The 23,138-nt window shown below is 44.7% G+C and carries 26 protein-coding genes; 8 read left to right on the top strand and 18 right to left on the bottom strand.

Going from position 1 to position 23,138, the window contains the following annotated elements; all coding sequences use genetic code 11:
- Nucleotides 1-189 precede the first annotated feature (189 nt).
- Nucleotides 190-1,266 (bottom strand): glycosyltransferase, encoded by a 1,077-nt coding sequence (locus tag MLD56_RS11235; protein ID WP_080658678.1) that lies wholly within the window; start codon nucleotides 1,264-1,266, stop codon nucleotides 190-192.
- Between the two features lie 1,000 nt (nucleotides 1,267-2,266).
- Nucleotides 2,267-3,280 carry an LLM class flavin-dependent oxidoreductase gene (locus MLD56_RS11230; protein ID WP_241113503.1) on the bottom strand — a complete coding sequence of 338 codons (1,014 nt, stop codon included), beginning with the start codon at nucleotides 3,278-3,280 and terminating at the stop codon, nucleotides 2,267-2,269.
- 244 nt (nucleotides 3,281-3,524) lie between these two features.
- Between MLD56_RS11230 and MLD56_RS11225 the strand changes: the two genes are divergently transcribed.
- The 5 genes from MLD56_RS11225 to MLD56_RS11205 all read left to right on the top strand — a co-directional run bounded on the left by MLD56_RS11225 (nucleotide 3,525) and on the right by MLD56_RS11205 (nucleotide 7,393).
- Nucleotides 3,525-4,001: an Rrf2 family transcriptional regulator gene (locus MLD56_RS11225; protein ID WP_080658677.1), complete on the top strand. Its 477-nt coding sequence runs from the start codon at nucleotides 3,525-3,527 to the stop codon at nucleotides 3,999-4,001.
- A gap of 31 nt (nucleotides 4,002-4,032) precedes the next feature.
- A complete protein-coding gene (hslO, locus tag MLD56_RS11220; RefSeq protein ID WP_029519172.1) occupies nucleotides 4,033-4,914 on the top strand; it encodes an Hsp33 family molecular chaperone HslO in 882 nt (293 codons plus the stop codon).
- Between the two features lie 155 nt (nucleotides 4,915-5,069).
- Entirely contained in the window at nucleotides 5,070-5,903 is an 834-nt protein-coding gene (locus tag MLD56_RS11215) for a class I SAM-dependent methyltransferase (RefSeq protein WP_029519171.1), read from the top strand.
- 37 nt (nucleotides 5,904-5,940) lie between these two features.
- Nucleotides 5,941-6,171 carry a hypothetical protein gene (locus MLD56_RS11210; RefSeq protein ID WP_029519170.1) on the top strand — a complete coding sequence of 77 codons (231 nt, stop codon included), beginning with the start codon at nucleotides 5,941-5,943 and terminating at the stop codon, nucleotides 6,169-6,171.
- A 352-nt stretch (nucleotides 6,172-6,523) separates the two neighbouring features.
- A complete protein-coding gene (locus tag MLD56_RS11205; protein ID WP_029519169.1) occupies nucleotides 6,524-7,393 on the top strand; it encodes an aminoglycoside 6-adenylyltransferase in 870 nt (289 codons plus the stop codon).
- Nucleotides 7,394-7,454: 61 nt separating this feature from the next.
- On the opposite strand, the gene MLD56_RS11200 is transcribed toward MLD56_RS11205, so the two are convergent.
- The 12 genes from MLD56_RS11200 to MLD56_RS11145 all read right to left on the bottom strand — a co-directional run bounded on the left by MLD56_RS11200 (nucleotide 7,455) and on the right by MLD56_RS11145 (nucleotide 16,663).
- Nucleotides 7,455-7,796, bottom strand: a complete 342-nt coding sequence (locus MLD56_RS11200; protein WP_029519168.1) for a cupin domain-containing protein — start codon at nucleotides 7,794-7,796, stop codon at nucleotides 7,455-7,457.
- 124 nt (nucleotides 7,797-7,920) lie between these two features.
- The gene (locus MLD56_RS11195; protein WP_029519167.1) at nucleotides 7,921-8,256 is read right to left on the bottom strand and encodes a YolD-like family protein; all 336 of its coding nucleotides are present in this window, start codon (nucleotides 8,254-8,256) and stop codon (nucleotides 7,921-7,923) included.
- Nucleotides 8,257-8,268: 12 nt separating this feature from the next.
- Nucleotides 8,269-8,463, bottom strand: coding sequence for a hypothetical protein (locus MLD56_RS11190; RefSeq protein WP_013310131.1), 195 nt, complete (start codon nucleotides 8,461-8,463; stop codon nucleotides 8,269-8,271).
- Nucleotides 8,464-8,567: 104 nt separating this feature from the next.
- Complete coding sequence (locus MLD56_RS11185; protein WP_029519166.1) at nucleotides 8,568-9,056, bottom strand: hypothetical protein; 489 nt, start codon at nucleotides 9,054-9,056, stop codon at nucleotides 8,568-8,570.
- An 85-nt stretch (nucleotides 9,057-9,141) separates the two neighbouring features.
- Nucleotides 9,142-9,504, bottom strand: a complete 363-nt coding sequence (locus tag MLD56_RS11180) for a response regulator (RefSeq protein ID WP_029519165.1) — start codon at nucleotides 9,502-9,504, stop codon at nucleotides 9,142-9,144.
- Between the two features lie 332 nt (nucleotides 9,505-9,836).
- Nucleotides 9,837-10,826 carry a metal ABC transporter substrate-binding protein gene (locus MLD56_RS11175; RefSeq protein ID WP_029519164.1) on the bottom strand — a complete coding sequence of 330 codons (990 nt, stop codon included), beginning with the start codon at nucleotides 10,824-10,826 and terminating at the stop codon, nucleotides 9,837-9,839.
- A 54-nt stretch (nucleotides 10,827-10,880) separates the two neighbouring features.
- Nucleotides 10,881-11,729: a metal ABC transporter permease gene (locus tag MLD56_RS11170; RefSeq protein ID WP_029519163.1), complete on the bottom strand. Its 849-nt coding sequence runs from the start codon at nucleotides 11,727-11,729 to the stop codon at nucleotides 10,881-10,883.
- Nucleotides 11,675-12,382 carry a metal ABC transporter ATP-binding protein gene (locus MLD56_RS11165; protein WP_039273487.1) on the bottom strand — a complete coding sequence of 236 codons (708 nt, stop codon included), beginning with the start codon at nucleotides 12,380-12,382 and terminating at the stop codon, nucleotides 11,675-11,677. Before MLD56_RS11165 ends, MLD56_RS11170 begins: the two co-directional genes overlap by 55 nt.
- Nucleotides 12,383-12,599: 217 nt before the next feature.
- Nucleotides 12,600-13,622 (bottom strand): ABC transporter substrate-binding protein, encoded by a 1,023-nt coding sequence (locus MLD56_RS11160; RefSeq protein WP_029519161.1) that lies wholly within the window; start codon nucleotides 13,620-13,622, stop codon nucleotides 12,600-12,602.
- Nucleotides 13,623-13,686: 64 nt separating this feature from the next.
- A complete protein-coding gene (locus MLD56_RS11155; protein WP_029519160.1) occupies nucleotides 13,687-14,475 on the bottom strand; it encodes an ABC transporter ATP-binding protein in 789 nt (262 codons plus the stop codon).
- Nucleotides 14,472-15,596: a FecCD family ABC transporter permease gene (locus tag MLD56_RS11150; protein WP_029519159.1), complete on the bottom strand. Its 1,125-nt coding sequence runs from the start codon at nucleotides 15,594-15,596 to the stop codon at nucleotides 14,472-14,474. Before MLD56_RS11150 ends, MLD56_RS11155 begins: the two co-directional genes overlap by 4 nt.
- Nucleotides 15,593-16,663, bottom strand: a complete 1,071-nt coding sequence (locus tag MLD56_RS11145) for a CobW family GTP-binding protein (protein ID WP_029519158.1) — start codon at nucleotides 16,661-16,663, stop codon at nucleotides 15,593-15,595. The genes MLD56_RS11150 and MLD56_RS11145 overlap by 4 nt, the downstream gene beginning before the upstream one ends.
- 235 nt (nucleotides 16,664-16,898) lie before the next feature.
- On the opposite strand from MLD56_RS11145, the gene MLD56_RS11140 reads away from it, so the two are divergent.
- The 3 genes from MLD56_RS11140 to MLD56_RS11130 are packed head-to-tail and all read left to right on the top strand — an operon-like array spanning nucleotide 16,899 to nucleotide 20,014.
- Complete coding sequence (locus MLD56_RS11140; protein ID WP_029519157.1) at nucleotides 16,899-17,900, top strand: permease; 1,002 nt, start codon at nucleotides 16,899-16,901, stop codon at nucleotides 17,898-17,900.
- Between the two features lie 8 nt (nucleotides 17,901-17,908).
- Nucleotides 17,909-18,886: a TIGR03943 family putative permease subunit gene (locus MLD56_RS11135; protein ID WP_029519156.1), complete on the top strand. Its 978-nt coding sequence runs from the start codon at nucleotides 17,909-17,911 to the stop codon at nucleotides 18,884-18,886.
- 18 nt (nucleotides 18,887-18,904) lie between these two features.
- A complete protein-coding gene (locus MLD56_RS11130) occupies nucleotides 18,905-20,014 on the top strand; it encodes a CobW family GTP-binding protein (RefSeq protein ID WP_049817075.1) in 1,110 nt (369 codons plus the stop codon).
- A gap of 111 nt (nucleotides 20,015-20,125) precedes the next feature.
- On the opposite strand, the gene MLD56_RS11125 is transcribed toward MLD56_RS11130, so the two are convergent.
- From MLD56_RS11125 to MLD56_RS11110, 4 genes are all read right to left on the bottom strand, one after another.
- The gene (locus MLD56_RS11125) at nucleotides 20,126-20,371 is read right to left on the bottom strand and encodes a type B 50S ribosomal protein L31 (RefSeq protein WP_013310118.1); all 246 of its coding nucleotides are present in this window, start codon (nucleotides 20,369-20,371) and stop codon (nucleotides 20,126-20,128) included.
- A gap of 510 nt (nucleotides 20,372-20,881) precedes the next feature.
- Nucleotides 20,882-21,031 carry a 50S ribosomal protein L33 gene (gene rpmG / locus MLD56_RS11120; protein WP_013310116.1) on the bottom strand — a complete coding sequence of 50 codons (150 nt, stop codon included), beginning with the start codon at nucleotides 21,029-21,031 and terminating at the stop codon, nucleotides 20,882-20,884.
- Nucleotides 21,032-21,099: 68 nt separating this feature from the next.
- On the bottom strand, nucleotides 21,100-21,669 hold the full coding sequence (locus MLD56_RS11115; protein WP_029519154.1) for a hypothetical protein: 570 nt from the start codon (nucleotides 21,667-21,669) through the stop codon (nucleotides 21,100-21,102).
- An 80-nt stretch (nucleotides 21,670-21,749) separates the two neighbouring features.
- Nucleotides 21,750-23,132 carry an MFS transporter gene (locus MLD56_RS11110; protein ID WP_049817074.1) on the bottom strand — a complete coding sequence of 461 codons (1,383 nt, stop codon included), beginning with the start codon at nucleotides 23,130-23,132 and terminating at the stop codon, nucleotides 21,750-21,752.
- Between the last annotated feature and the right edge of the window lie 6 nt (nucleotides 23,133-23,138).

The following is a 23,138-nucleotide window of genomic DNA, read 5'->3' as shown; positions in this document are numbered from 1 at the left end:
AAATACCACTTGCGTCATGCTACAACACTCTTACAGATTTGTTTTTTAAATCCTCAAATTGTTCCTGCTTTTGTTTCTCATTCCATAAATAATGAAACCCCCATCGATTTGCGGTATCCCCTTCTCGCAGCTCTTGCTTCAAAGCTGAAAACCGTGAGTTAATATAGTCAAAACCCAAATATTTATAAATTACTTAAATATGTTAGCAAGCTTTGATTTCACTATTTGACTAGCATTAAATTTACTTTTTATCTTATTAGAACCATTTTTTCCAACAATCAACGCTTCTTCAAAGTGATCCTGGATCCAAAACAACCTCTCAGAAATTGCGTACCCGTTAGGTTCAACTTCAAAATAATCCTTTCCTTCCTCAAGAATAAATCTATCATTTCGGGGGTTTGTCGTAACAAGTACACATCCTGTCGATATCGCATCAACGGCAGCCGTAGTTGGAAAACCATCTAAAGCAAATCGATCCGGAACACTGCAATTTAGAAATATATGAGTTCTTTCGTACACTGACTTTAACTCTTCAGGGGAAAGTAGGCCATAGAATGTATAATTCTTATTTTTCAATAGAAGTAATTGATCTTCCCAATCACCAATTAGATTAAGATGAAAATCATCCGTAAGTCGATTAAATGCATCTGCCATAATGGGGAAACCTTTTCTAATGGCATTAAAAGCACAGAATGTTAACTGTATAGGCATTTCAACTTTCTTCTGTTTGAATGTATATAAGTCGGTATTAATCACAACGGGATAATAAATACTTCCAACAATCGATTCCATAACTTCATTGATGTTTGTAAATACGGTCGAACAATGCTGTCCTGCAATGGAAAGAAACTCTTTTTTTGTCCATGGATCCAGTCCGCCACCAGGGTACAAGGTAGCATGAAGATTAATATTTCGGTCATCTAAGAATGGCTTAATATTTAGATTAGGATTTGCTCCTGGCAAATAACTTCCATCCGGAAGAAAGCCATGCCCAAGCAAACTAAGTGTTAAATTTAAGAAAACACAATATACATCTGTAACCCCCTCAGACACTGCAACTTTCATAAAATCAGAAAAAGGATAAACTTTAGAAGGAAAATAATCATCATTAGGTTCAGTTGCAAAGAACAAAGTATCAGGCCTTTGCTCGAATATATTAAAGTTCTCCCAATATCGAAAACCACTTAGCTTCCATGGAAACTTCGTATCAATTACTGCAAGACGCCGGTTAGTATGCGATTGAATTTGCTGACTAAATATTTCCATACTTTCACCCTTTCTTAAGTTGCTGCTCCCTAAAGCTGTACACCACAGGCGTTTCCCGTATACATATGTGGCTACAATGGCCGATGTTCTAGTACAGGATAGCTGAATCATTCCTACGGTTAGAAAAGCTTCTTAAATTTGTAAGGCTTCCGCTGGTTCGCAAGCAGGTGATCCTGTGGCAGGAACGGCGGGTTCGTCAGGCTGGGAGTGTTTGGACTTCCGGCCGCCACTCTCACCATTCATCATATAATTCTTTAGCTCAATTCATCCCACCAAACTTTTGAACAATAATTTTTTGTGATGAACAACGGCTGCGAATACACGAATTCCAAGCACCGTCATATCCGCTGATTAGGTTGAGGTTTGATCGGACCGATTGACTGAATAAATGTCTAAATTTTGTGGGTAAACAAACAATCATATCTAACAAATTATTAACTCAACTTTCGCACCTAGAAAATCAGCCTAACCCCTTGAGTGAGTAAGGAAAAATCGAATAAATTTTTCCGTATTGACAAAAAACACCTTACTTGTTTGGTATCATGGAAGTGTCAAATCAACCATGCCAACAAGAAAGGTGCGTAACTTTATGTTACAACAACATTCCATGTCTGAATAGACTCGCTTTTCCAACATTTTCGCAACCCTCCAAATGGAGAAATTCTTACAAATTGTGGGGATTTCTAAGTCTTTTAGCTTACCTAGTCCCGCAGTTTTCCAAATCGTCTTCTCACTGGTTTTTGAAGGGTGGCTTTATAACATCCCTGCAGGTAAAGCAGTATGCCTCCCATCAGAATGGAGCGGACACGTTCTGAGAGTTGTACGATCCCCATAACAAAGCCTTTTCACCCTACGGCAGCTATCTAATCAACAGCTACTGTCACGCGTGGAGCTGGACCCCAACCTATTTGATTCGTAAATATAAGCTTTAAAATATAATAAGGCCATGCCAGATCAGGTTATGAGAACCTTTTTCAGCACGGCCTTATGGTTTGACCAACTAATCGTCTGTTCGCATTACTTTGGCTAGCAGCTCATACGAGCGCAGGCGCGCTTGATGGTCATATACCTGAGAGGTTGTAATCAGCTCATTGGCTCTAGTCTGGTCTATAATCCAATCTATCTTTTGCTTGACGGTGTCAGGACTGCCAATGGCTGAATACCCCAGCATATTACCACGAACCGCCTCCTTTTCCTGCTCACTCCAGAGTTTCTCCATGTCATCAACTGGTGGCTTCAGTCCTCCGCTGTGCCCGCGCAGCACATTTAGAAACTGTTGTTCTTGTGATGTAAAGAGCCTTTTCGCTTCCTCATCAGAATCTGCAACAAGCACATTAACACCGACCATCACATAGGGCTTATCCAGTGCTTTAGATGGTCGAAAATTGCGATGATACAACTCTAAAGCCTGTAGCAAATGAGTCGGGGCAAAGTGGCTGGCGAACGCGAACGGCAACCCAAGCTGACCTGCCAGCTGTGCGCTGAATCCGCTTGATCCCAGTAACCAGATGGGAATGTCCAGCCCTTCTCCAGGAACCGCTCTTACTCCCGGAACTGCTCCGCTTAGCGCTGGATTCAGGTAAGAACGCAGCTCATTCAATTGCTCGGGGAAATCTTCCCCAGTACTATGAAGCCCTCGCCGCAGTGCCCTCATCGCGGGTTGATCCGTGCCTGGAGCACGGCCAAGTCCCAGATCAATTCGTCCCGGATAGAGCGACTCTAATGTTCCAAACTGCTCCGCAATCATGAGTGGAGCATGGTTCGCCAGCATAATACCGCCTGAACCGACCCGAATCTTGTTTGTATGTGCAGCTACATGCCCGATGATCACGGACGTAGCTGCACTAGCAACTGCCTGCATGTTATGATGCTCCGTTAGCCAGTACCGATGGTACCCCCATTGTTCTGCATGCTGGGCAAGATCCACCGTGTCGCGGAAGGAATCGGCAGGAGTGCCGCCTTCAATGACAGGTGCAAGATCTAATATAGATAGTGCAACGTTCCGCGTAGTCATTATATATAAACCCCCTGTCAAAATATTATTATACGTATTTCCCTCAACGCCTTAATTCTTTGACCTATCAATTGATACGTCAATTATAATAATGTGTCCCGTTATGAATTGCAAATGATTTAAATTTTTAGTTTTTATCAAAAATCAGTTTACTTTTATGATAAGCTCATCTATTATGCAAATATGTGGATAATGGTTATCCACATTAGCCTGGTTATAAATATTGAGGTGATTGCTAGTGCATATGAAAACAGGTGTCGAACAATCTGTCTACGCTCTTCTTCTACTCACGATGCTGCCGGACAAAGCTGTTTTACCTGGGGAGGCCATTAGCCAGCAGTTAGGTGCTTCACCTACTTATTTTCATAAACTGTTACGAAAATTGGTTAGCTCCGATTTGATTACTTCTGTACCTGGTGTCAAGGGCGGGTTCAAATTAAAGAAAAAACCTGAGGATATACGGGTATTTGATATTTACCTAGCGATTGAGGGACAACAAACCCTTTATTCTTCCAGTGGTATATACAACGAAATGCTTGAATTAAAGAAAGACGATCAGTGTTGTTTACTGACAAATTTGATGGAAGAAGCGGAAGCCTCCTGGAAGGCCGTTCTGAAAAGGGAAACCATCGCGTCACTATCCGCTGACTTTTTTAAAGAAGGATATGATGCCAAAATTACTTCTTTGGAAAACTGGATTCAGGAAAAAATGGTCTTGTAAAGAACACTAATTATCAGAGAGGAACATGAACATGAACGATTACTTAGTAAAAGCTCTTGCCTACAATAATCAGGTACGGGCTTATGCCGTGAGAACAACGGAAACGGTAAGTGAAGCCCAACGGCGTCATTATACCTGGCCTACAGCATCGGCTGCATTGGGACGTTCTATGACGGTCGGCGTCATGCTGGGAGCCATGCTTAAAGATGAGGATAAACTGACGATCAGAATCAACGGTGGCGGACCTATCGGCACTATTCTTGTCGATACCAACTCCAAAGGTGAAGTTAGGGGTTATGTAAAAAATCCACAAACCCATTTCGAGCTTAATCAGATAGGGAAATTAGATGTCGCCAGAGCTGTAGGAACAGATGGAGCGCTCATTGTATCCAAAGATATCGGCTTAAAACACCCGTTTGTTGGACAAGTCCCTCTCATATCGGGTGAGTTGGGCGAGGATTTCACATCTTATCTCGTCCAATCCGAACAAATCCCTTCTTCTGTAGGAGCGGGAGTTATTGTTAACCCGGATAACTCTATTCAGGCGGCTGGAGGTTTCATTATTCAGCTGATGCCAGATACGCAGGAGGAAGTTATCAGTTTTATCGAGAGACGCATTGAGAGCATTCCAAGCATCTCCGCAATGGTCATGGAAGGTCTTACGCCAGAGCAGATTCTGGGTCAGATTTTGGGAGAAAGCAACCTGAACATACTGGAAACCATGCCTGTACAATTTGATTGTCCCTGCTCAGAAGAGCGTGTTACCAATGCCATTATCAGCTTAGGGAATAAGGAAATAGAAGATATGATCCATACCGATGGACAAGCTGAAGCTCATTGCCACTTTTGTAATGCACACTACCATCTCACCAAAGAAGATCTCGAAGGGATGCTGGAAACAAACATCATTTAAATATGGGTTGTTCCCAAAAAGTAGGTCTAGCTACTGGGGAACAGCTTTTTCTTTCCCAATGCTTCCGACGATTTCTTTATCCTAAATACGGTAGACTTGTTCATGATGTAAGTGATAATGTTATATTATTCCAATCACCTGAGATGAGGTGCGCTATGCTTGAAAATGATACGCATGAAATTCTGGCTTATTATGATGGCGGTGCAGAAATAGGCAGGTTAGAGCGAGGCATAGGAAAAATAGAACTGGAAAGATCAAAAGAAATCATTTCACGTTATCTCAGCGAGTCTACTCATGTTATTTACGATATCGGCGGCGGTGTAGGGGTCTATTCTTCGTGGCTGGCGGAGCTGGGATACGAAGTTCATCTATTTGATCTATCTTCCCAAGCCATTGAATTCGCTCGTCAGCAGCAACTGAATAACCCCATCATCAGTAAGCTGGAAACCGCGGATGCCAGAAATCTTCATCGTAAAGATGAAAGCGCGGACATCGTGCTATTGATGGGACCTTTATATCATTTAACGGAACAGAAGGAACGAGTAAAAGCACTACAAGAAGCGGCGCGTGTCTTAAAGAAGGGCGGAACGCTGATTACTTCAGCTATTTCCAGGTTTGGCTCGCTACTGTGGGGACTATCGGTGTACGACGAGCGCAATACCATTGTGGAGGAAGATGAGTTCATGAATATGGTTAGACAGGAGCTGACAGATGGTCAGCATGTACGACCGGCGGCCTATCCCTCTTTTATCACACGGTCCTACTTTCATACACCGGATGCCTTGCGTGCAGACTGGCAGGCGGCTGGATTGCCGAAGCCTCGTGTACTGGGCGTGGAAGGACCCGGCTGGATTGCACCCGGATTTGAAAAGAAGTGGGCGATCCCTTCCCATCGTAGCCGTTTGCTGGATATAGCACAGCAGGTTGAAGAGCAGGAATCTGTGATCGGTATGAGCCCGCATATGCTTGCAGTCGGTATCAAGCCTTGAAGCTCATCAACTCTACAACTATGGAGAGATATAGCCTATGAGAAGACGTAATCGTTACATCGTTAAGTCTGCAATCATTCTGATCGCAGCTATAATCGGAATGGTTTATATCGTAAATCTGGATACCTCTTTTAGAAAAGTCGTTTTGGATCGCATGGATACAGCCAAGATTAATACTATTCTCATTAGTAAATCGCCAGACTATACAGACCAATTGGTAAAAGACAAAAATGAAATTCAAAGTACCTCAATGCTCTTGCTGAAATGAAATTAAGAAAATCCAGTGTATTAGATAAAGGTCTTAATTCTGTATACATGCTCAGTATTTTCGTAGATCGCGAAAATGAAAGGGACTTATTTGGAATCACCCCTATATGACCAAAACTAAATAGAAATATATGATGAAACCAAAACGAAAAATAAAGTTACTTCAGGGCCTTGGCAGTACAGTTGAGTAGCTTCTGTGTATAGGCTATTGTAAGTACAGGAGACTTTTTCCAGATAAACTGAACTTACAGGAGGTCGTTTTTCTTGATGATCCTTGAACTGGTGGCCATTATTTCTACTGCTGTCTTATCTACGTTTTTTTCCTTTCGATATCGCTTGTGGAGACAATTATAGTGAGAAGTGAACAAGAGATGCTGCATACCATTCTCCAATTTGCTCAAGAGGACGAACGGGTGCGTGCCGTGATTATGAATGGTTCACGCGCTAATCCACATGCTCCACGAGACGTTTTTCAGGATTTTGATATCGTCTTTCTCGTATCTTCCATGGACAGCTTTATTCAGGAACGTCGCTGGATCAACCATTTTGGTGAATTGATCATTATGCAGACGCCCGATGAGCATATGGAACCTACTTCGACGCCCCATGATCGCTTTGTTTTTCTCATGTTATTTACGGACGGCAATCGCATAGATCTTACACTCTACCCTGCGAATAACATCGCCAATTGGACCCGAGACAGCTTAAGTGTACTGCTGCTGGATAAAGATGGACTGGTGGAGCCTTTCCTACCGCCAAGTCTTCAAGATTATAAGACGATACCTCCAACTGCCCAAGTCTATGCGAATTCCTGCAACGAGTTCTGGTGGGTCAGTACTTATGTAGCTAAAGGATTATGGCGACAGGAGCTGCCCTATGCCAAATTTATGCTAGATCGGCCTGTAAGGGATGCGCTTCACTTGATGCTGGAATGGCATATTGGTATACGAACAGACTTCACTGCAGATCCGGGTAAACAGGGAAAATATTTCGAGAACCATCTTGAGCCTGAACTTTGGACGCTCTACATCCAAACGTTTGCGGATGCAGATTATGAACATATGTGGCAGTCTCTTTTGATCATGGGAAATTTATTTAGAGAAGTTGCCTTGGAAGTAGCGAACCATTATGGTTACGAATATCCGACTCTGGACGATCAACGTGTTACGAACTATCTCCATCGCGTAAAAGCTCTCCCAGCAGATGCTAAGGACATTTATTGATAAAAAACCAGTCGGCACTTAATTTATATGTGCTAGGCTGGTTTTATTTTTATACTCTAAGTTATTCGGTCAGAACCCGGTCACCTCTGCTCGCAGGCTGAGAGATAACCAAAAATTCAACATCCTCATTCGTTTCATTAAACATTTGATGGGGTACCATAGGAGGAATCTCACACCCTTCCTGAGATCCTAATTGGATTTGTTCACCATCCACTTCAAGTACCGCTGTACCTGATAAAATAAAGAAAAATTGGCGTGCATGATGATGATAATGTCTGACCTCATGAGTATTTCCGGGCATCCGCTCATGAATAATACTCAAATCCTTATTTTTCACTAAGCGCCAACCATCACATTGATCTCCCCATATATAATGTTCAGCATTATTTTTACTTATTTTCATATTGAACTCCTCCTTTTTGCAATTACAGTTTTATTTTAAATATGAATTCATAGAGCTACAATCTTATTTTTAAAAAAACGGCGGGACAAATGTAAAAAGCACTCCGACTTAGTCAGACTGTTTTTTATATATCCGCCTCGATAATTTCCTCCAACTTAATCCAGCTAAAATCCTCTTCCCCACGGGACAGCTTCACTTCTCGCCGACTTGTATTAATCACCGTGACCAGTCCACGCAGCTCCTCATCATCAAATGGATTGAACACTTTTAGCGTAATAGGCTTACGTTCGTTATAGGATACGATGATGGCCTGTTCAATCTGCTGCATTTCCTGATCGTCCAGTGTCGGTTTGCCGCGCCTACCTTGCTCCTTCATCAGTCTTAAATATGCCTCCCGATGCTCAGGCAAAATCATGCGCGAGCTTTCCCATATGCCATTTCCTTCAAGCTTTTTCCCCATCGTAAGCCCCTCCTATGCTGTTCTGGTTACCGGATGCCATGCCAATACATGATCTAATCGAAAAACACGTGGCTGGCCTGTCTGTAAACAGGTGGCTCGTATCAAGCCATTCTGCACACGATGCACCTCGATACGCCGATGAGACAGTTTGCCCTTCCGATCCAAATACACGATTTCCACGATCTGCCCCACGTATTTTTCCAACATGATCCTTCACTCCTTATCAGAACGTTTGTTTGTATTATATGCGAACATGCGTTTGATTATCAATGTAAAAAAATCCCCTGAGGGATTTGACTCTCTCAAGGGAATTAAAATTCATAAGTGGATAGCTTAATATCTTCTTTATTCAAATCTTTCAGAGGATGGACAGGGCCATTCCAATAAGTGAGAATATCAAGCGGCTCATTAGTACCATGTTCTTTTAAAGAAAGAGATAATTCAAGTAATAAATGGGGAAGTTGATAAGAGCTTGTTAAAAACTGATATTCCTCTGGGCTTTCACAGTCTTCTGCTCGATAGAACACAAAGTATCCCTCGGTATGATCCCCAATGAGTACAATATAGCGAGCAAGAAACATAATTTCGCCATTGGCAAAAGGAATGGAATATGTCGAAGCAGAGATCAAATCTGTCTCTAATCCCTCAATTCGAAGGGTGAGTTCATTGTTAAGAGCATCCATTCTTTCTCTTTGTTCGCTGACGAGTTGTTCATAATTTACAGGGACAAGCCCTCCTTTCTTGATCGTAGCGATCAGTTCGTCTATAAATACTTTTTGAGACAACACTCGATTGCTCATTCTATTCATCTCCATATTCGTGAAAATAAGCATGGAATTCCTGCTTCTACATGTTCAATAATTATGTATTAAAAATCTTGATTCATTAACTATCAAGCAATTTTGTGACTGCATTCACGACCCTTTCCATCTCAAATGGCTTAACAATAAAGTCTTTTGCACCTGCCTGAAATGCTTTTATAATCGCTTCCTGCTGCCCCAAAGCAGAACACATCAAAATGTTGGCTTGGGGATCAAGTTCTATGATCTTTTTAACAGCCTCAAGCCCGTCCATCTTAGGCATATTAATATCCATGGTGATTAAATCGGGACGAAAGTGTGCGTATTTCAAAACAGCATCATACCCGTTTTCTGCTTCCGCAATAACAGCGTGACCTAAATCCAAAAGAATATCTTTAAGTACAGAACGCATAAACAAAGAATCATCCACTACTATAACTGCTGCCAAATTAATCTCTCCAATCCGTTGTCAAATGATATGCACGCCCAAACTTCAATATCGGTGAAAAAACTGGTAAAATTAATAGAAAGAATCTGTAAAAATAAAAACGCTACCAATGAATTATAAAAGAAATTTGAAACTAGCTACTACAGAATTAGTTTTCAAAAAAACGTTTCACAATGACGTAAATCATTTCTGAAAAGCAAATTACAAAGGACTATATATCTACTGTATCTTGAGCACTAGCCATAAAAGCACAATCTTCTTGGATAGTTATAAAAAAACTGACGTCGGTATCATTCCGACGTCAGTTTATAAACTTATTCGTTTAGCATTTCTTATTCATTCAGAGCTTTTTTCAAAGCCTCCAGATTGTTTTTCATCACACCAAGGTAATCCAGGTTCTTCTGTTTGTCTTCATCCGTCAATCCTTCGAGCGGATTCAGTACATCGGTTTTTGAACCGATTTCAGTAGCTACGGTCTCAGCGACCTTCGGATCAACAAGAGTTTCGAAGAAAATCGTTTTAACATTATTTTCTTTAGCGAATTTGATAATACCCGCCAGCTTGTCCGGTGTAGGCTCTTGCTCTGGAGATAATCCGGCAATGGGTACTTGGGTCAGACCATATTGCTTAGCTAAATAACCAAAAGCAGCATGCTGCGTAATAAAGTCTTTACGTTTTACATCTTTCAGACCTGTTTTGAACTCGGTATCCAGCTCTTTCAGCTTGGCGATATAAGCATCAGCGTTTTTCTCATAATCAGCTTTGTTTGCTGGATCGGCTGCTACAAGCCCTGCTTCAATGGACTCCACTTCTTTTTGGGCCAAGACTGGATTAAGCCATACATGAGGGTCCATCACATGATCGTGATCATGGCCTTCCTCTGCATGTGCTTCTTCTCCTTCTTCCTCCTCAGCGGTGCCTTCCATCAGGTTTAACCCTTTGCTCGCTTCAACTACAACACGCTTATCGTTGGACGCGCTACTCAAAGCCTGTTCTGCCCAGCCTTCGACGATACCGTTATAAACAAACACGTCAGCATCCTTTACCTGTGCCATATCTTTGGCGCTCGGTTCCCAGTCATGCGGCTCGGCACCAGCTGGAATCAACGCGGTTACGTTAGCATGGTCTCCAGCAACTTGCTTGGTAAATTCATACATTGGATAAAAAGTGGTGACCACATTCAGCTTGTCTGCTGTTTGTGCCGCATTCGGCTCGGTTTGGGAAGCGTTTGTAGCTGTATTATCAGATTTGGCTCCGCAGCCAGACAAAATAAGTGCTAGTCCCGCAGACAATACAAATGATTTTTTGAACCATGTATTCATATTCATTACTCCTTTATCCGTTAGATTTTTTAGTTATTCTCACTGTAATTACACTCACTGACCTGCCGCATTCTGCCGTCGCGAAGCCTGTTGCTTGCCCAGCTTGCGGACCAGCTTTTGTATACCAGCTCCTACAATCAGGAATAATAACAGCACCATGGCAATTGTCCCCCCTGGGGGTGTACTAAGTTCATACGATGCCGTTAAACCCATAAATACGCCGATCAATGCAGTGACCATAGATATCCAGATGGCTGCCGCGAAGCTCGGTGCAATTCGAATCGCCAGCGCTGCAGGGAGCACGATGAGTGAGGAGACAAGCAGCACACCGACAATCGGCATTGCAGCAGCTACAATCATCCCTGTTAAAATACTAAATGCAAATGAGATGGACTTGACAGGAAGACCGTTGGTCTTCGCCGTTTCTTCATCAAAAGTAATCTGATACAAAGGGCGCCGAAACACGAAAAAGAAAATACCTCCGATCACAGCCACAACGATCATCAACATCAGCTCTGTCTGATTGACAGCTACTACCGAACCAAATAAATAAGCGGAAAATCCTTTGTTGATGCTCTGATTCAGATTCATTAAAATAACGGCCGTCGAGAGGCCACCTACCATAATAATAGCCACAGATATCTCACTATATGTTTTATAAGACCTGCGGACGTACTCAACGATAATCGCGCCGATTACGGCAACAATAAATCCGGTTATCGTCGGGTTAATGCCTAAATAGGCACCTGCTGCCACCCCTGCCAGCGATACATGCGATAGCATGTCCGCCATGAGAGCCTGACGCCGTAGCATCAAGTATACTCCAAGCACCGAGGCCAGCAGTGCAATTACCCCACCGGCACAAAATGCCCGCTGCATGAAGTCGTAGTGCAACATTTCCATCCGCCATCTTCCTTCCTCTCAAGCTCAATAATTCGATCCAGATAATGTTGCACTTCCGATAGTCCATGGGTCACCATGACCACGGTTCTTCCATATTCCTTAACCTGTTGATTCATCAGATCGTAGAAGTGGTAGCGGCTTTCCTGATCCATTCCGGTCGTAGGCTCATCCAAAATGAGCAAATCCGATTCCTGAGCGAGCGCTCTTGCCACACAAATACGCTGCTTCTGTCCACCGGACAATTCGCCGATTTTACGGTGACGCAAATCCCACATGCCTACCTGACGCAGCGCCTGCTCCGTCAGATCATGATCCTCAGACCGCATACGGCGTAACCAAGAGCCATGAGTATATCTTCCTGAACGGACAAATTCCAAAATCGTACTTGGAAATCCGCCATTGAAGGCGGCAATTTGTTGGGATACAAATCCAACAACGAGCTTTTTGCCTTCACCTGTACGATTAGACATGAACACCTTGCCCTTCCAAGGCTGAAGCAAGCCGAGCAACAGTTTGAGCATGGTTGACTTGGAAGCACCATTCGGTCCGGTAATGGCTACAAATTCTCCCGAAAAAATTTCAACATTGGCATCCACCAAGTTAGGAACATCTCCGTAGCCAAATGTGACCTGTTCCAATGAGGCCAATAACATGACGCAAATCTCCTTTTCCTTTAAAAAGCCTGGAGCCATCTGAGCAATCATCCTTTGCGCAGATTCTCCAGGTCGTTTATGATCATTAAACCATCTACCGTAATTATTACGATTTGGTGATAAAAAAATAAGCGTTTGATAAACGTAACCTTTACGCATTAGCAAGTTTAACAGTTTAGGCAAGGTTCGTCAATGTTTTGGCAACTCTTTTGTTTGTTTACTTCACTTTGTCCGGGTACAAGCCTGCAGCCAAGGTTTTCAGTGCAATTGGTGCACGCACGCCTTCAGCCGCCGCGGACAATGGCAGGACTATAAAGCGTTTATTTTTGATCGCTTCCACACCAGCTAATGCAGGCTTGCTCAGGAGTAGCTTCTCTTTATCCGCCAGTGAAGTATCTCCATAGTCGAGAATGACAATGACGTCAGGATTACGGTTCACAACCTCTTCCCAGCTTACCTCAGTAAAACTTTTGTCGATATCATCAAAAATATTTTTCGCCTTCACACTTTCAATCAAAGACGTTAGATAATTGTTGGCAGCCGTAAAGGGCTTGTCTTCTCCGCTGTCATAAACAAACACCTTGGGTGCCTGTTCAACAACACCAATTTGAGTCAGAATGGACTGCACTTGTTCACGCATTTCATTTACCAGCTTTTCTGCACGCTCCTCAACCCTAAAAATACGCCCAATATTTAGTATATCCTGATATACATCTTCTAATGTGGGGCCCGACTTATTTGAGGACTCCTGTATATAGGTCAGCACCCCTTGTTTGGCTAGCTCCTCACGGGAACCCAGATTTTTATCATTAAAGGCACTCTTCCAGCCCGCATAGGCAAAATCCGGTGCAGCGGCCATAAACACCTCTTTGGACGGATATTGTTCGGCCAGTACCGGGATTTTGTCATATTGAGCCTTATATTTTGGCAAAATCTGATCATCCAAATACGCAGTTCCTACCATAGAGGATTCCAGTCCAAGAGCCAGCATAACCTCAGTCGCGTGCTGGTTCAGTGTAACCGCGCGTTTAGGCGCCTCGGGAAATGCCATTTTAACGCCCATGTTCTCAAGCTCTACCGACGTCTCCTTGGTTGCTGATTGGGATGCGGCAGGTTGCTGCCCGTTTGCGGATGGATCGCTTGTTTGGGCCGTGTTTCCTGCTGCACAGGCTGATAACAACAGCATCATTGCCAAAGCGAGCATAACCAGCGGTAACGCGGGCCTGCTATATCTTTTCATATGTACCGTCTCCTCTTTTATTTGTAGTTAATCTTACCTCATCGTATCGCCTTTTCTGTTAACATCATGGATGGCCTCCTCTCCTGAGAGAATCCGGTAAGAAGGTAATATTCGGCTTTCCGGTTTTTGGATGAATGCAGATTTCTGTCTCGACCCCGAATACACTCCACAGCAGGTCTGGCTGAAGCACATCCTCTGTTATGCCGGAGGCTACCACTTTGCCTTCTTTTAATACATACATTCGATCACAATAAAATGCCGCTAAATTCAAATCATGCAGTGCAGCTAGCGTAGTTATCCGAAGTGTTTTGACCAAATCCAGAATTTGCAGCTGATACCGGATGTCCAGATGATTCGTCGGCTCATCCAAAACAAGAAATTTCGCCTGCCCGGCCAAAGCTCTGGCGATCAATACCCGTTGCTTTTCGCCGCCAGACAAGGTGGCAAAGCCCTGATCTGCCTGAGCATTCATGCCTACCCGCTCCAGCGCCTGCTCGACCAGTTCATGATCGACGACAGTATCTGCTTCCAACAGTTTCTTATGCGGATGGCGACCCATCAGGACGATGTCCCGTACTGAGAAATCAAACGTTTGCGGCGCATCCTGACTCACCACTGCCATTTGTCGGGCCGTCTCTTTATACTTCATCCGCAGCATATCCTGGCCATCCAACGTAACTACACCACTATCAGGCTTTAGCACACGATACATATTTTTGAGCAACGTTGATTTCCCGCTGCCATTCGGACCGATCAATCCGACTAGCTCCCCTGCTTTTACCTGGAGACAGATGCCGTCGATCAGCCGTTTGTCGTGAATACTGAAGGTCACGCATTCGACTTCTATATTCATTTTTCGCCTCCAAACGAGTAGGAACTACGACGCAGCAGCCACACAAAAAAAGGTCCTCCGCACACAGCCGTCACAATACCAATCGGTAGCTCCTGTGGAGCCAGCACAAGCCGGGCACATACATCAGCCCACACGACAAAAATAGCTCCCGCCAACAGGCTGACGGGCAGTACACGCCGATGATCTGATCCCACTACCAGCCTAACGATGTGCGGAATCATTAGTCCGACAAAGCCAATCGAGCCACTAACGGATACGACTGCCCCGGTTAAAAGAGACGCCACCACAACCAGTAATACGCGGAACGCCTGTACGTTCACACCAAGCGTTACTGCGGTCTCTTCACCCGTTAGCAAAGCATTCAGCGACCGGTATCGGGTCAGAAGCACAGCCGTTCCAACGACTACAATAAGGCTTGGAATGAAAAGCGTGTCCCATTGAGCACCTGCCAGACTTCCCATCATCCAATACATCGCGTCACGAATGCCTTTTTCATTCGGGGCCATCGTCACGATAAAGCTAGTCACAGCCGACAGCATCATAGACACCGCCACCCCTGCCAGCAATAAGCGGGTCGTCGATATGCTCCCAGCTACACGGGCTAAGGCGAACACCATAAGCATTGCAGCTAACGATCCTATAAAAGCAGATAAAGGCAGCGCAAGTCGTCCTAAAAACCCGAAAGCTCCGAACACAATTACCAATGTGGCTGTCACCGAAGCCCCAGACGAGACACCTAAAATATAGGGATCCGCTAACGAATTACGAATTAATGCCTGTATAGTCGCCCCTGTAACAGCTAGTCCTGCTCCTACGATGACACCTAACAACACGCGTGGAAAGCGGATTTCCCAAACGATATATTGCTCAGGCTTGGTCCATGTCACGGGTATCCACTGGTCCAGCCAGGGAAGATGGGACAGTGCAATTCGCCATATCGTCCCCGGTGCGACAGCTACAGGGCCCAGCATGACCGCGAGTGTGACCGAAAGCAACAGCCCAGCAGTCAGCAGCAGAATTGTTGTAAATCCCCAAGTAGGCTTGCCCGCTAGGTGTGCACGAGAATGATGTTGTGATGGATTAGGTCTTGATGGATTAAGGTGACTCGTTCTCGAAGTCATGAATTACTCAATGGCTTTTCGGCCGCTTCCAGCTTTCTCAATTGTTCCTCGATCTCGGAAGCAGAGAAATTCTCACCCATGACAACCGCTACATCGTTCACTGGCTTTTGCGGGCGGATCGGAATGATTTCCAGCTCCCGATAGGCAAATTGAAACATCATCTGACCCTCTGATTCCAGAAACCGCACAATTCCTTTGGCCCGATAAATTTCAGCTGGCAAACTGCGGAACAACTGTTCAAACTCGTAGCGTGGCACAGGTTGTCCAAAAAAATGCGTGTGAACAACTACATGGTCGTAGGAATGATAATGCTCCCCATGTTCGTGTTCGTGGTCATGGTCATGAGACTGATGATCTGTATGGTCATCATGGTCATACGTGTGCAGATGATTTTCCAAATGAGGATGTTCACTCTCAATATCAACTGCGGATTCCTTATGTCGCGAAACATCCATACGCTCCTCTCCTTGAGTGGAGAAAAAAATTCCAGCGTCCACGTCACTTCGTTGCGTGCTCACAGTCAAAACATATGGATTTAACTCTTTTACGAGGGCCTGTACTTTCTGTAACTCGCCCGCAGCCAATAAATCGGTCTTGTTAATAATCAGTTTGGAAGCGCATCGAAGCTGATCCTGCATCAAACGAAGCGATTTGCTTCTCTCGTTCCCCGAGGCAAAATCCAAAAATTGACGCGCGTCTATGACCGTGATAACGGATTGTAATATCATAGTAGAATAAATTGAGGCGTCTGTCACTGCATCTACAATCTCCATCGGGTTAGCCACTCCGGTACATTCTACAATAATCACGTCCGGCTTATATTCCTCAGCAAGATTCATGAGCTCGACGCCCAAGTCCCCGCGAATGGTACAGCATATACAGCCACTGAGCATTTCCTTCATGGGTGCTTGTCCATTCACCAAACTACCGTCCAGATTAACATCACCCAACTCATTCATCAAAATGGCTGGCTTGAGACCCTTTTCCTTGTAGTAAGCCAGCGCATGCTGAAGAAGAGTGGTTTTACCGCTACCCAAAAAACCGGATAAAACAACAATCGGTATCATATAACCCCTCCTTGTCTTTGCAACATTTAATATGGATCGTACCTTAAAAATTTCCTTCTTGCAATCATTTATCGGATTTTAATCGTAATAATTACTATTAATGAGTATAAATATATATGAGCATGCTCAGATTTGTCAATATAGGGAGGTGATTCACACACAATCCGGCGGGCATGATTGTCCCCTTACAGGCATAGGCTGTAGATAAGAACCCTTATTCCCAAGGAGACGTGGAATGAAAAACAGTACGCTGTTGAAGATGCTGCCTTTTATGATTCCGTTTGCCTTTCTCATCCCTGTGCTTGTCACGCTATCTCCCCAGTGGCTTCGTTTGTTAGATGTGGGGCAGCTGCAGCCATTAAAAACGGTATTTATGGGTATTTTTCTGGAAGCTGTTCCGTTTCTCCTTATCGGTGTGCTCGTCTCATCCCTTTTGCAGTGGCTTGTACCGGAGACATGGATTCGCAAAATAGCGCCTGCACATCCTGTACCGGGTGTCCTGCTGGCCTCCTTACTAGGTATACTGTTTCCCATCTGTGAATGCGGCATGATCCCTGTCGTTCGCCAATTAATGCTCAAGGGAATGCCTGCCTATATGGGTATCACTTTTATTTTAAGCGGGCCCATTATCAATCCCGTGGTACTGGCTGCGACGATGATGGCTTTCCCTTCCCATCCCGAGGTCACTGCCGTTCGAACGGGTTTGGCTTTTACCGTTTCCGCGATCATCGGACTGATCGTGTATGCCTTTGTGCGAGTACATCCGCTCAAACGGTCGTTACTCTCTTTTAACCAGCAAAAGCAGAACAATCAGACTCATCGGCATAATCGCACATGGCGGGGATTTTTTGTACATGCTGGGGACGAGTTTTTGGACATGAGTAAATATCTCATTATCGGCGCATTATTGACAGCCTGCATCCAAACCTTCATCCCACGTAATGAGATGCTTTCGTTAAGTGAAGGAACGGTCGGATCGTACGCCTTTATGATGGGTTTTGCCTACATACTGTCGCTGTGTTCCACCTCTGATGCCTTTGTAGCCACTGCTTTTTCACATACCTTTACACTGGGTCCACTGGCGGCCTTTCTTGTACTTGGTCCGATGCTAGATTTCAAAGGCACGCTCATGCTACTAAGCACCTTCCGCACCAAATTTGTCGCCATCCTGGCCTTGCTCATTGTTTCACTTGTTCTAGTGGGTTCTATAGCTGCTGAATGGTTATTGGGGAGGTGAATACAAACGTGAATTCAACCTTTAGCATCCGCTGGCAATATGGCATTCGCTCCTTGCTCATGATCGGATTGGCTGTATACATCATCTCATTAAGCCGCACGAATGCACTTCATTACTACCTAGCTCCCCATATGCAAAAGCTACTCCTACTCTGTCCTGTACCCCTCTTGTTCATCGCATTGGCGATGGCATGGCACGGAATCGTTGGGGGGCGGGACGGTGAGGATGTATGTGATTGTGAGCACCCGTTGCCGCAAAGCTGGTTCAAAAAAACACTCGTATATGGAATGCTGCTCATTCCGCTCCTATTCGGTTCTTTGCTGCCCAATCAGGCACTTGGTAGTGATATGGCCGCCAAAAAAGGCATGTCCTTCACGTATCCCAACCCGGACATCCGACGGAAAACAGATACACAGACCACGAAAGCATCCACCTCCTCCCTTTTATCAACTGCATCTTCTGTCCCCACTTCGCCCCCTCCAGAGGGGAAATGGAGTCAGGAAACGCTGGATAAGCTGTTCGTTCCGCCTGATAAGTACAATGTGGAATTCGCCGAACTGGCGAAACGCCTGTATCAGCAACCTATCATACAGATCAAGCCAGAGATTTTTTCCGAAACTATTGGAGCCATTGAATTATATAAACAAGCTTTTGAAGGAAAAAAAGTACAGGTGACTGGCTTTGTGTATAAAGACGACAATCTGCCGGGTAAAGGGCTTTTTGCAGTAGGAAGATTCCTCGTCATGTGCTGTACTGCCGATGCCATGCCCTTCGGGATCATCGTCCAATCCCAGAAAGCCCCGTCCTTTGACAAGGATACCTGGGTGACCATTGAAGGAACACTGCATACCGCACAAAAGGGAAACGCTCCCGTACTTGAAATTCGATCCGAAAAAATAACCGCTGTCGAGCAGCCAGAATCCCCTTATGTCTATACCCAAGCAGACTCGGTAGCTACCTTTGATCGCTTGAACACAACACACTAACCCCGCCAAGGAGGAAAAATGATGAACAAAGTTCCTGTTATTTTAATCAGTGGTTTTCTTGGAAGCGGCAAAACAACACTGCTTTTGCGCCTGTTAGCCCATACCCGCCAAATTCCCCTTCGTGCTGTTGTTTTAATGAACGAAATGGGTGAATATAATGTAGACAGCGCTATAATTTCAGAGGAAATGCCTGACGTAACAGTAGAAGGATTGCTAGAAGGCTGCATTTGTTGCAGCAAAAGAAATGAACTGGCAGGGGCTTTGCATACCCTGCTCAGCCAGGAGCCAGATCTGATCTTCATGGAGACCACCGGGGTAGCCAACCCCGAACAAGTACTGGAGGAGCTTCGCTCCCCTCTACTGGCAGATCAGCTTTATCTGGTTCACAGCATCAGTGTTGTGGATGCTGAGCTGTTCCATGAATACAATAGCCGTTTTACGGCTGATAAAGAACTGGTTCGCACCCTGCACGGACAACTGCGCACCGCAGACTTCATTGTGGTGAACAAGACGGATGCAGCAAGCAGCCGTGAAGTGACGAAGGTCGTCAAAAGCATCCGCAAGCTCAACGATACGGCCAAGCTGCAAACTACTGAATATAGCCGGGTTGACCTTGAACCACTGCTAGAGCCTGTTCTGGCCTCCACATCCGTTGCCGCGAAACCTGTACAGACACCTCAACCAGCACCTGCACAGGTCCAGCCCACTGATGCAGATGCACTGTCTGTCCCCATTCCCGTCAAAAGTTCCGGACGACCCAGTATTACCTCTATAAGTACGCCGTTCAAAGTTATTTCTGCACACAGTCATAGCCACAGCCACGATCCCAACCAGACCCACTCGTTTTCCCATTTGGAGAGCTTAACGCTGCATCAATATTCTCCTCAGCCACTCGAAAAACAACGATTGGAGCGCTTTCTGACAGGGCTAGGCTCCTCTCTGCTTCGAGCGAAAGGTTATTGCGTGCTTCCTCAGGAAGGGACAATGCTTTTGCAATTTTCAGGAAATCACTTGGAGTGGCAGCCTACTGCACTTCCCGTGAGTCAGGGATATGTCACGCTCATTGGGGAGCAGCTCGACAAAGCATCCATTACCGACCAATGGGAACAGTGCTTCATTTCGCTATAAATAACAGGTCTAAATTAAGACAAAAAAACCTCCTGCAGATGCAGGAGGTTTTTTAAAAAGCGATGTTCACGGATTATAAGCATAATCCATGAACACAACGCTCGACTGTTCTTACTTAAGGTTATATTTTTTGTTAAAGCGATCCACACGGCCACCGATATCCACGTTTCTTTGTTTACCAGTGAAGAACGGGTGGGAAGCGGAGCTAGTATCTACACGGATAACTGGGTATGTGTTACCATCTTCCCATTCCATCGTTTCTTGCGAATATTTAGTGGAAGCACTCAGGAAAGTAAATCCACAGCTAGGGTCCAAAAAGATAACTTTGTTCAATGTTGGATGAATATCTTTTTTCATTAGTTTCACCTAATCTTTCATGTAGTTTTAGTTTCAACCTCAAACGTACTGGCGCAATACTCCATCAGTTGGCAAAAGGAACGGTTATGTCCCAGAAAAAAAGACGACAGACCTTAACGGTTGGCGCTCAAGCTCGTAAACGACAAGCAAACGATGCCGCATATATCGCATCGCCCATTGCACGAACGCTCCGGATCTTTCGTCAGCCTTCATCGTTATATAAGCATATAGTGAATGGTCCTCCGGCTCGTCCCAAATGCTGACACCAGCACAGGAGAAGTCGGTAGCCACGTGCTTTCGATTCAAAAGGCAAAGCGTGCCATGTAGCTCAGCATCTATCATACAGCCGTGAAAAAAAGCCGTTCTCTTAGATGCAAGCTTTAACTTTAGACGCTCTGTCCACTGGACTAATTCAAGTTTTCGCCGGTTCCATAACGCAGGCTTTTGCAAACTTAACAGGCTTCGCTCAGGAAGCAGGATAATTCAGGTTGCTATACAGCAGGCCTCAAATTATCTAGTTTCACGATGGATCGTGTACTTTTTCAGACGCGGAGAGTATTTTTTCATTTCAAGACGGTCCGGATGATTTCTTTTGTTCTTAGTTGTTGTATAGTTGCGGTCACCGGATTCGGTGCATGCCAAGGTAACAATTACGCGCATTTCTCTTCCTCCTTAATTGGAATACATGGTATACAATTACAATAGTAATTTTTACGATTAGTTTTATTCTATAATTCATGCTCCGCTTTGTCAACCTTAGAGTCACGGTTTATCGCTTCTTCTACCGTGTTCCAGCGATTACGGTACTGTGCAAGCTTCGGATGAAGTTGTAGTGGTTCGCTCGAAAGCACCAATCTGACATTTCTAATCCATTCTCCAAACGATGCATAGGAAGCGCACAAATTTGCCATTTCAGGACTCATGTACAAAAAAAGTGGGGTCGTATACTTTTCCGCCAAAAAACGAATAGCTGCTTCAATCGGCGTATACTTTTTACGCTTACCTTCCCAGCTCTCAATGACAACAGCACTCAAAGCCTGCTCCCGCTGCCACTCTCCCAGCTCGTCCACCCGCTTGTAATACGAACGTACCGGCTGCTTCCACATTCTTCTGACGGTTTCTTCATGCAGCGGATACAGCACCAGCTTTGTAAAAGATAATGCAGCCCCCGTTTCGGCAAAAAGCTCCAGCTCTCTGGCTGTAATCTGCTCGAACGTATCATAGTAGACCATGGTCCCTTTATGCGTCTCGATCGGAGGCTCATAACCATAGGGTACATATTGAAGGTTTCTTGTCATGCCGGACACTCCGTCCTTCCATAGATGAACTTTTCCTTCTATATTATACCCTTGTTTTGGCATGAGGTTACATCAAATGTTTATCCTTGTTCAACAGCAGGCGTATTACCGCGTGGACCCCTTCGGAATTGCAACGCATAAAGTCCCATCGTCACAAGCGCAATCAGTGCAAGCACCGTAAAAATATTGCTAAAGTTGAACACCTGCACATTAGATACGACAGGATTCAGATGAAAGGACGACGAACTATCTAGCGTTTTGCCCAAGATACTTGTCGTAATCGCTCCGGCAATGAAATTCAGCAGAGATAGCAGCCCCATTCCAACACCAATCTGGTCTTTCGACAAGGTACGAGAAATCGTGTTGGACATGGCAATTTGCATGAAGGTCTGACCTACGTTTCCGAAAATAAGCAAAAACAAAATCAGATACGGAGACGCACCCACAAACGTAGACAAGCTGATAAAACAAATAAACAAAAGCGATACAGCTGTATAGACGAGAAACGAATTTCCTTTGCTATCCGCCAAACTCCCCCCTCTTTTACCCAATAGAGCCGAAGCAATAGCAGCCGGAAACATAACCAGTCCAATTATTGCGGGCGTAAGCTGATTGAGACTGTTCAGAAACTGCGGTGCCAAGTACGGCAATCCAAAGCTAATCCCCGTCCCTAAAAAAGCGATAAGGAGCCCGTATGAATATTGTTTGTTACGGAACAGCTTCGGCTGGATGAATGGGTCATGTGCAGTGTTAATGCGCCATATAAACAGTGCAAACAGCACCATACCGACCAGAAAAAACATCATATTGGTTTGCGAAATCGAAAGTAATAAGAAGGCTACTGTTCCACCCAGCAATAATCCACCAAGAAAATCGAACTTCTGATCCTCTCCACGCTGATCGTCCAAATATTTACGAAAGAACGGCAATGCGATCAGTGGCAGCATGGAAATGACGAACAAAAAACGCCAGCTTGCAAAGCCTGTGATCAAACCGGAAATAATCGGAGCCAGTGCAGTACCTAACGCCAAGCCGATTGCTGTGACGCCCAAAGCACGTCCTCTTTTTTCAGCCGAGAAATAACGGACTGGGACGATCATAGCAGTGGCCGGAATAACAGCAGCCCCTGCAGCCTGAAGCAAACGAGCTACAATGAGCATCCAAAATTGATTGGCCAACAGTCCAATAAGCGAACCCAGTGCAAAAAAGATAATCCCAAACGTCAGCAAATCCTTAAGACGATATTTATCTGCCAATTTGCCGTAGGTCACCGAGCCAACCGCATACACGATCATATAGCCAGTCAGCAACCAACTTACATCGGAAGCACTAATATGAAACTCCTCTCGAATCACAGGCATAACGACATTAAACATAAAAGCGTTCATCACTGAAAAAACAAGTGTGAAAGCTAGCACACGCATAAGCTTATCCGCATTCGGATAAGTTTGTTCATTTATCATTTGGTT

Source organism: Paenibacillus peoriae (assembly GCF_022531965.1).
GTDB classification, from domain to species: Bacteria; Bacillota; Bacilli; order Paenibacillales; family Paenibacillaceae; genus Paenibacillus; species Paenibacillus polymyxa_D.
This window is presented reverse-complemented; position numbering and strand designations above follow the sequence as displayed.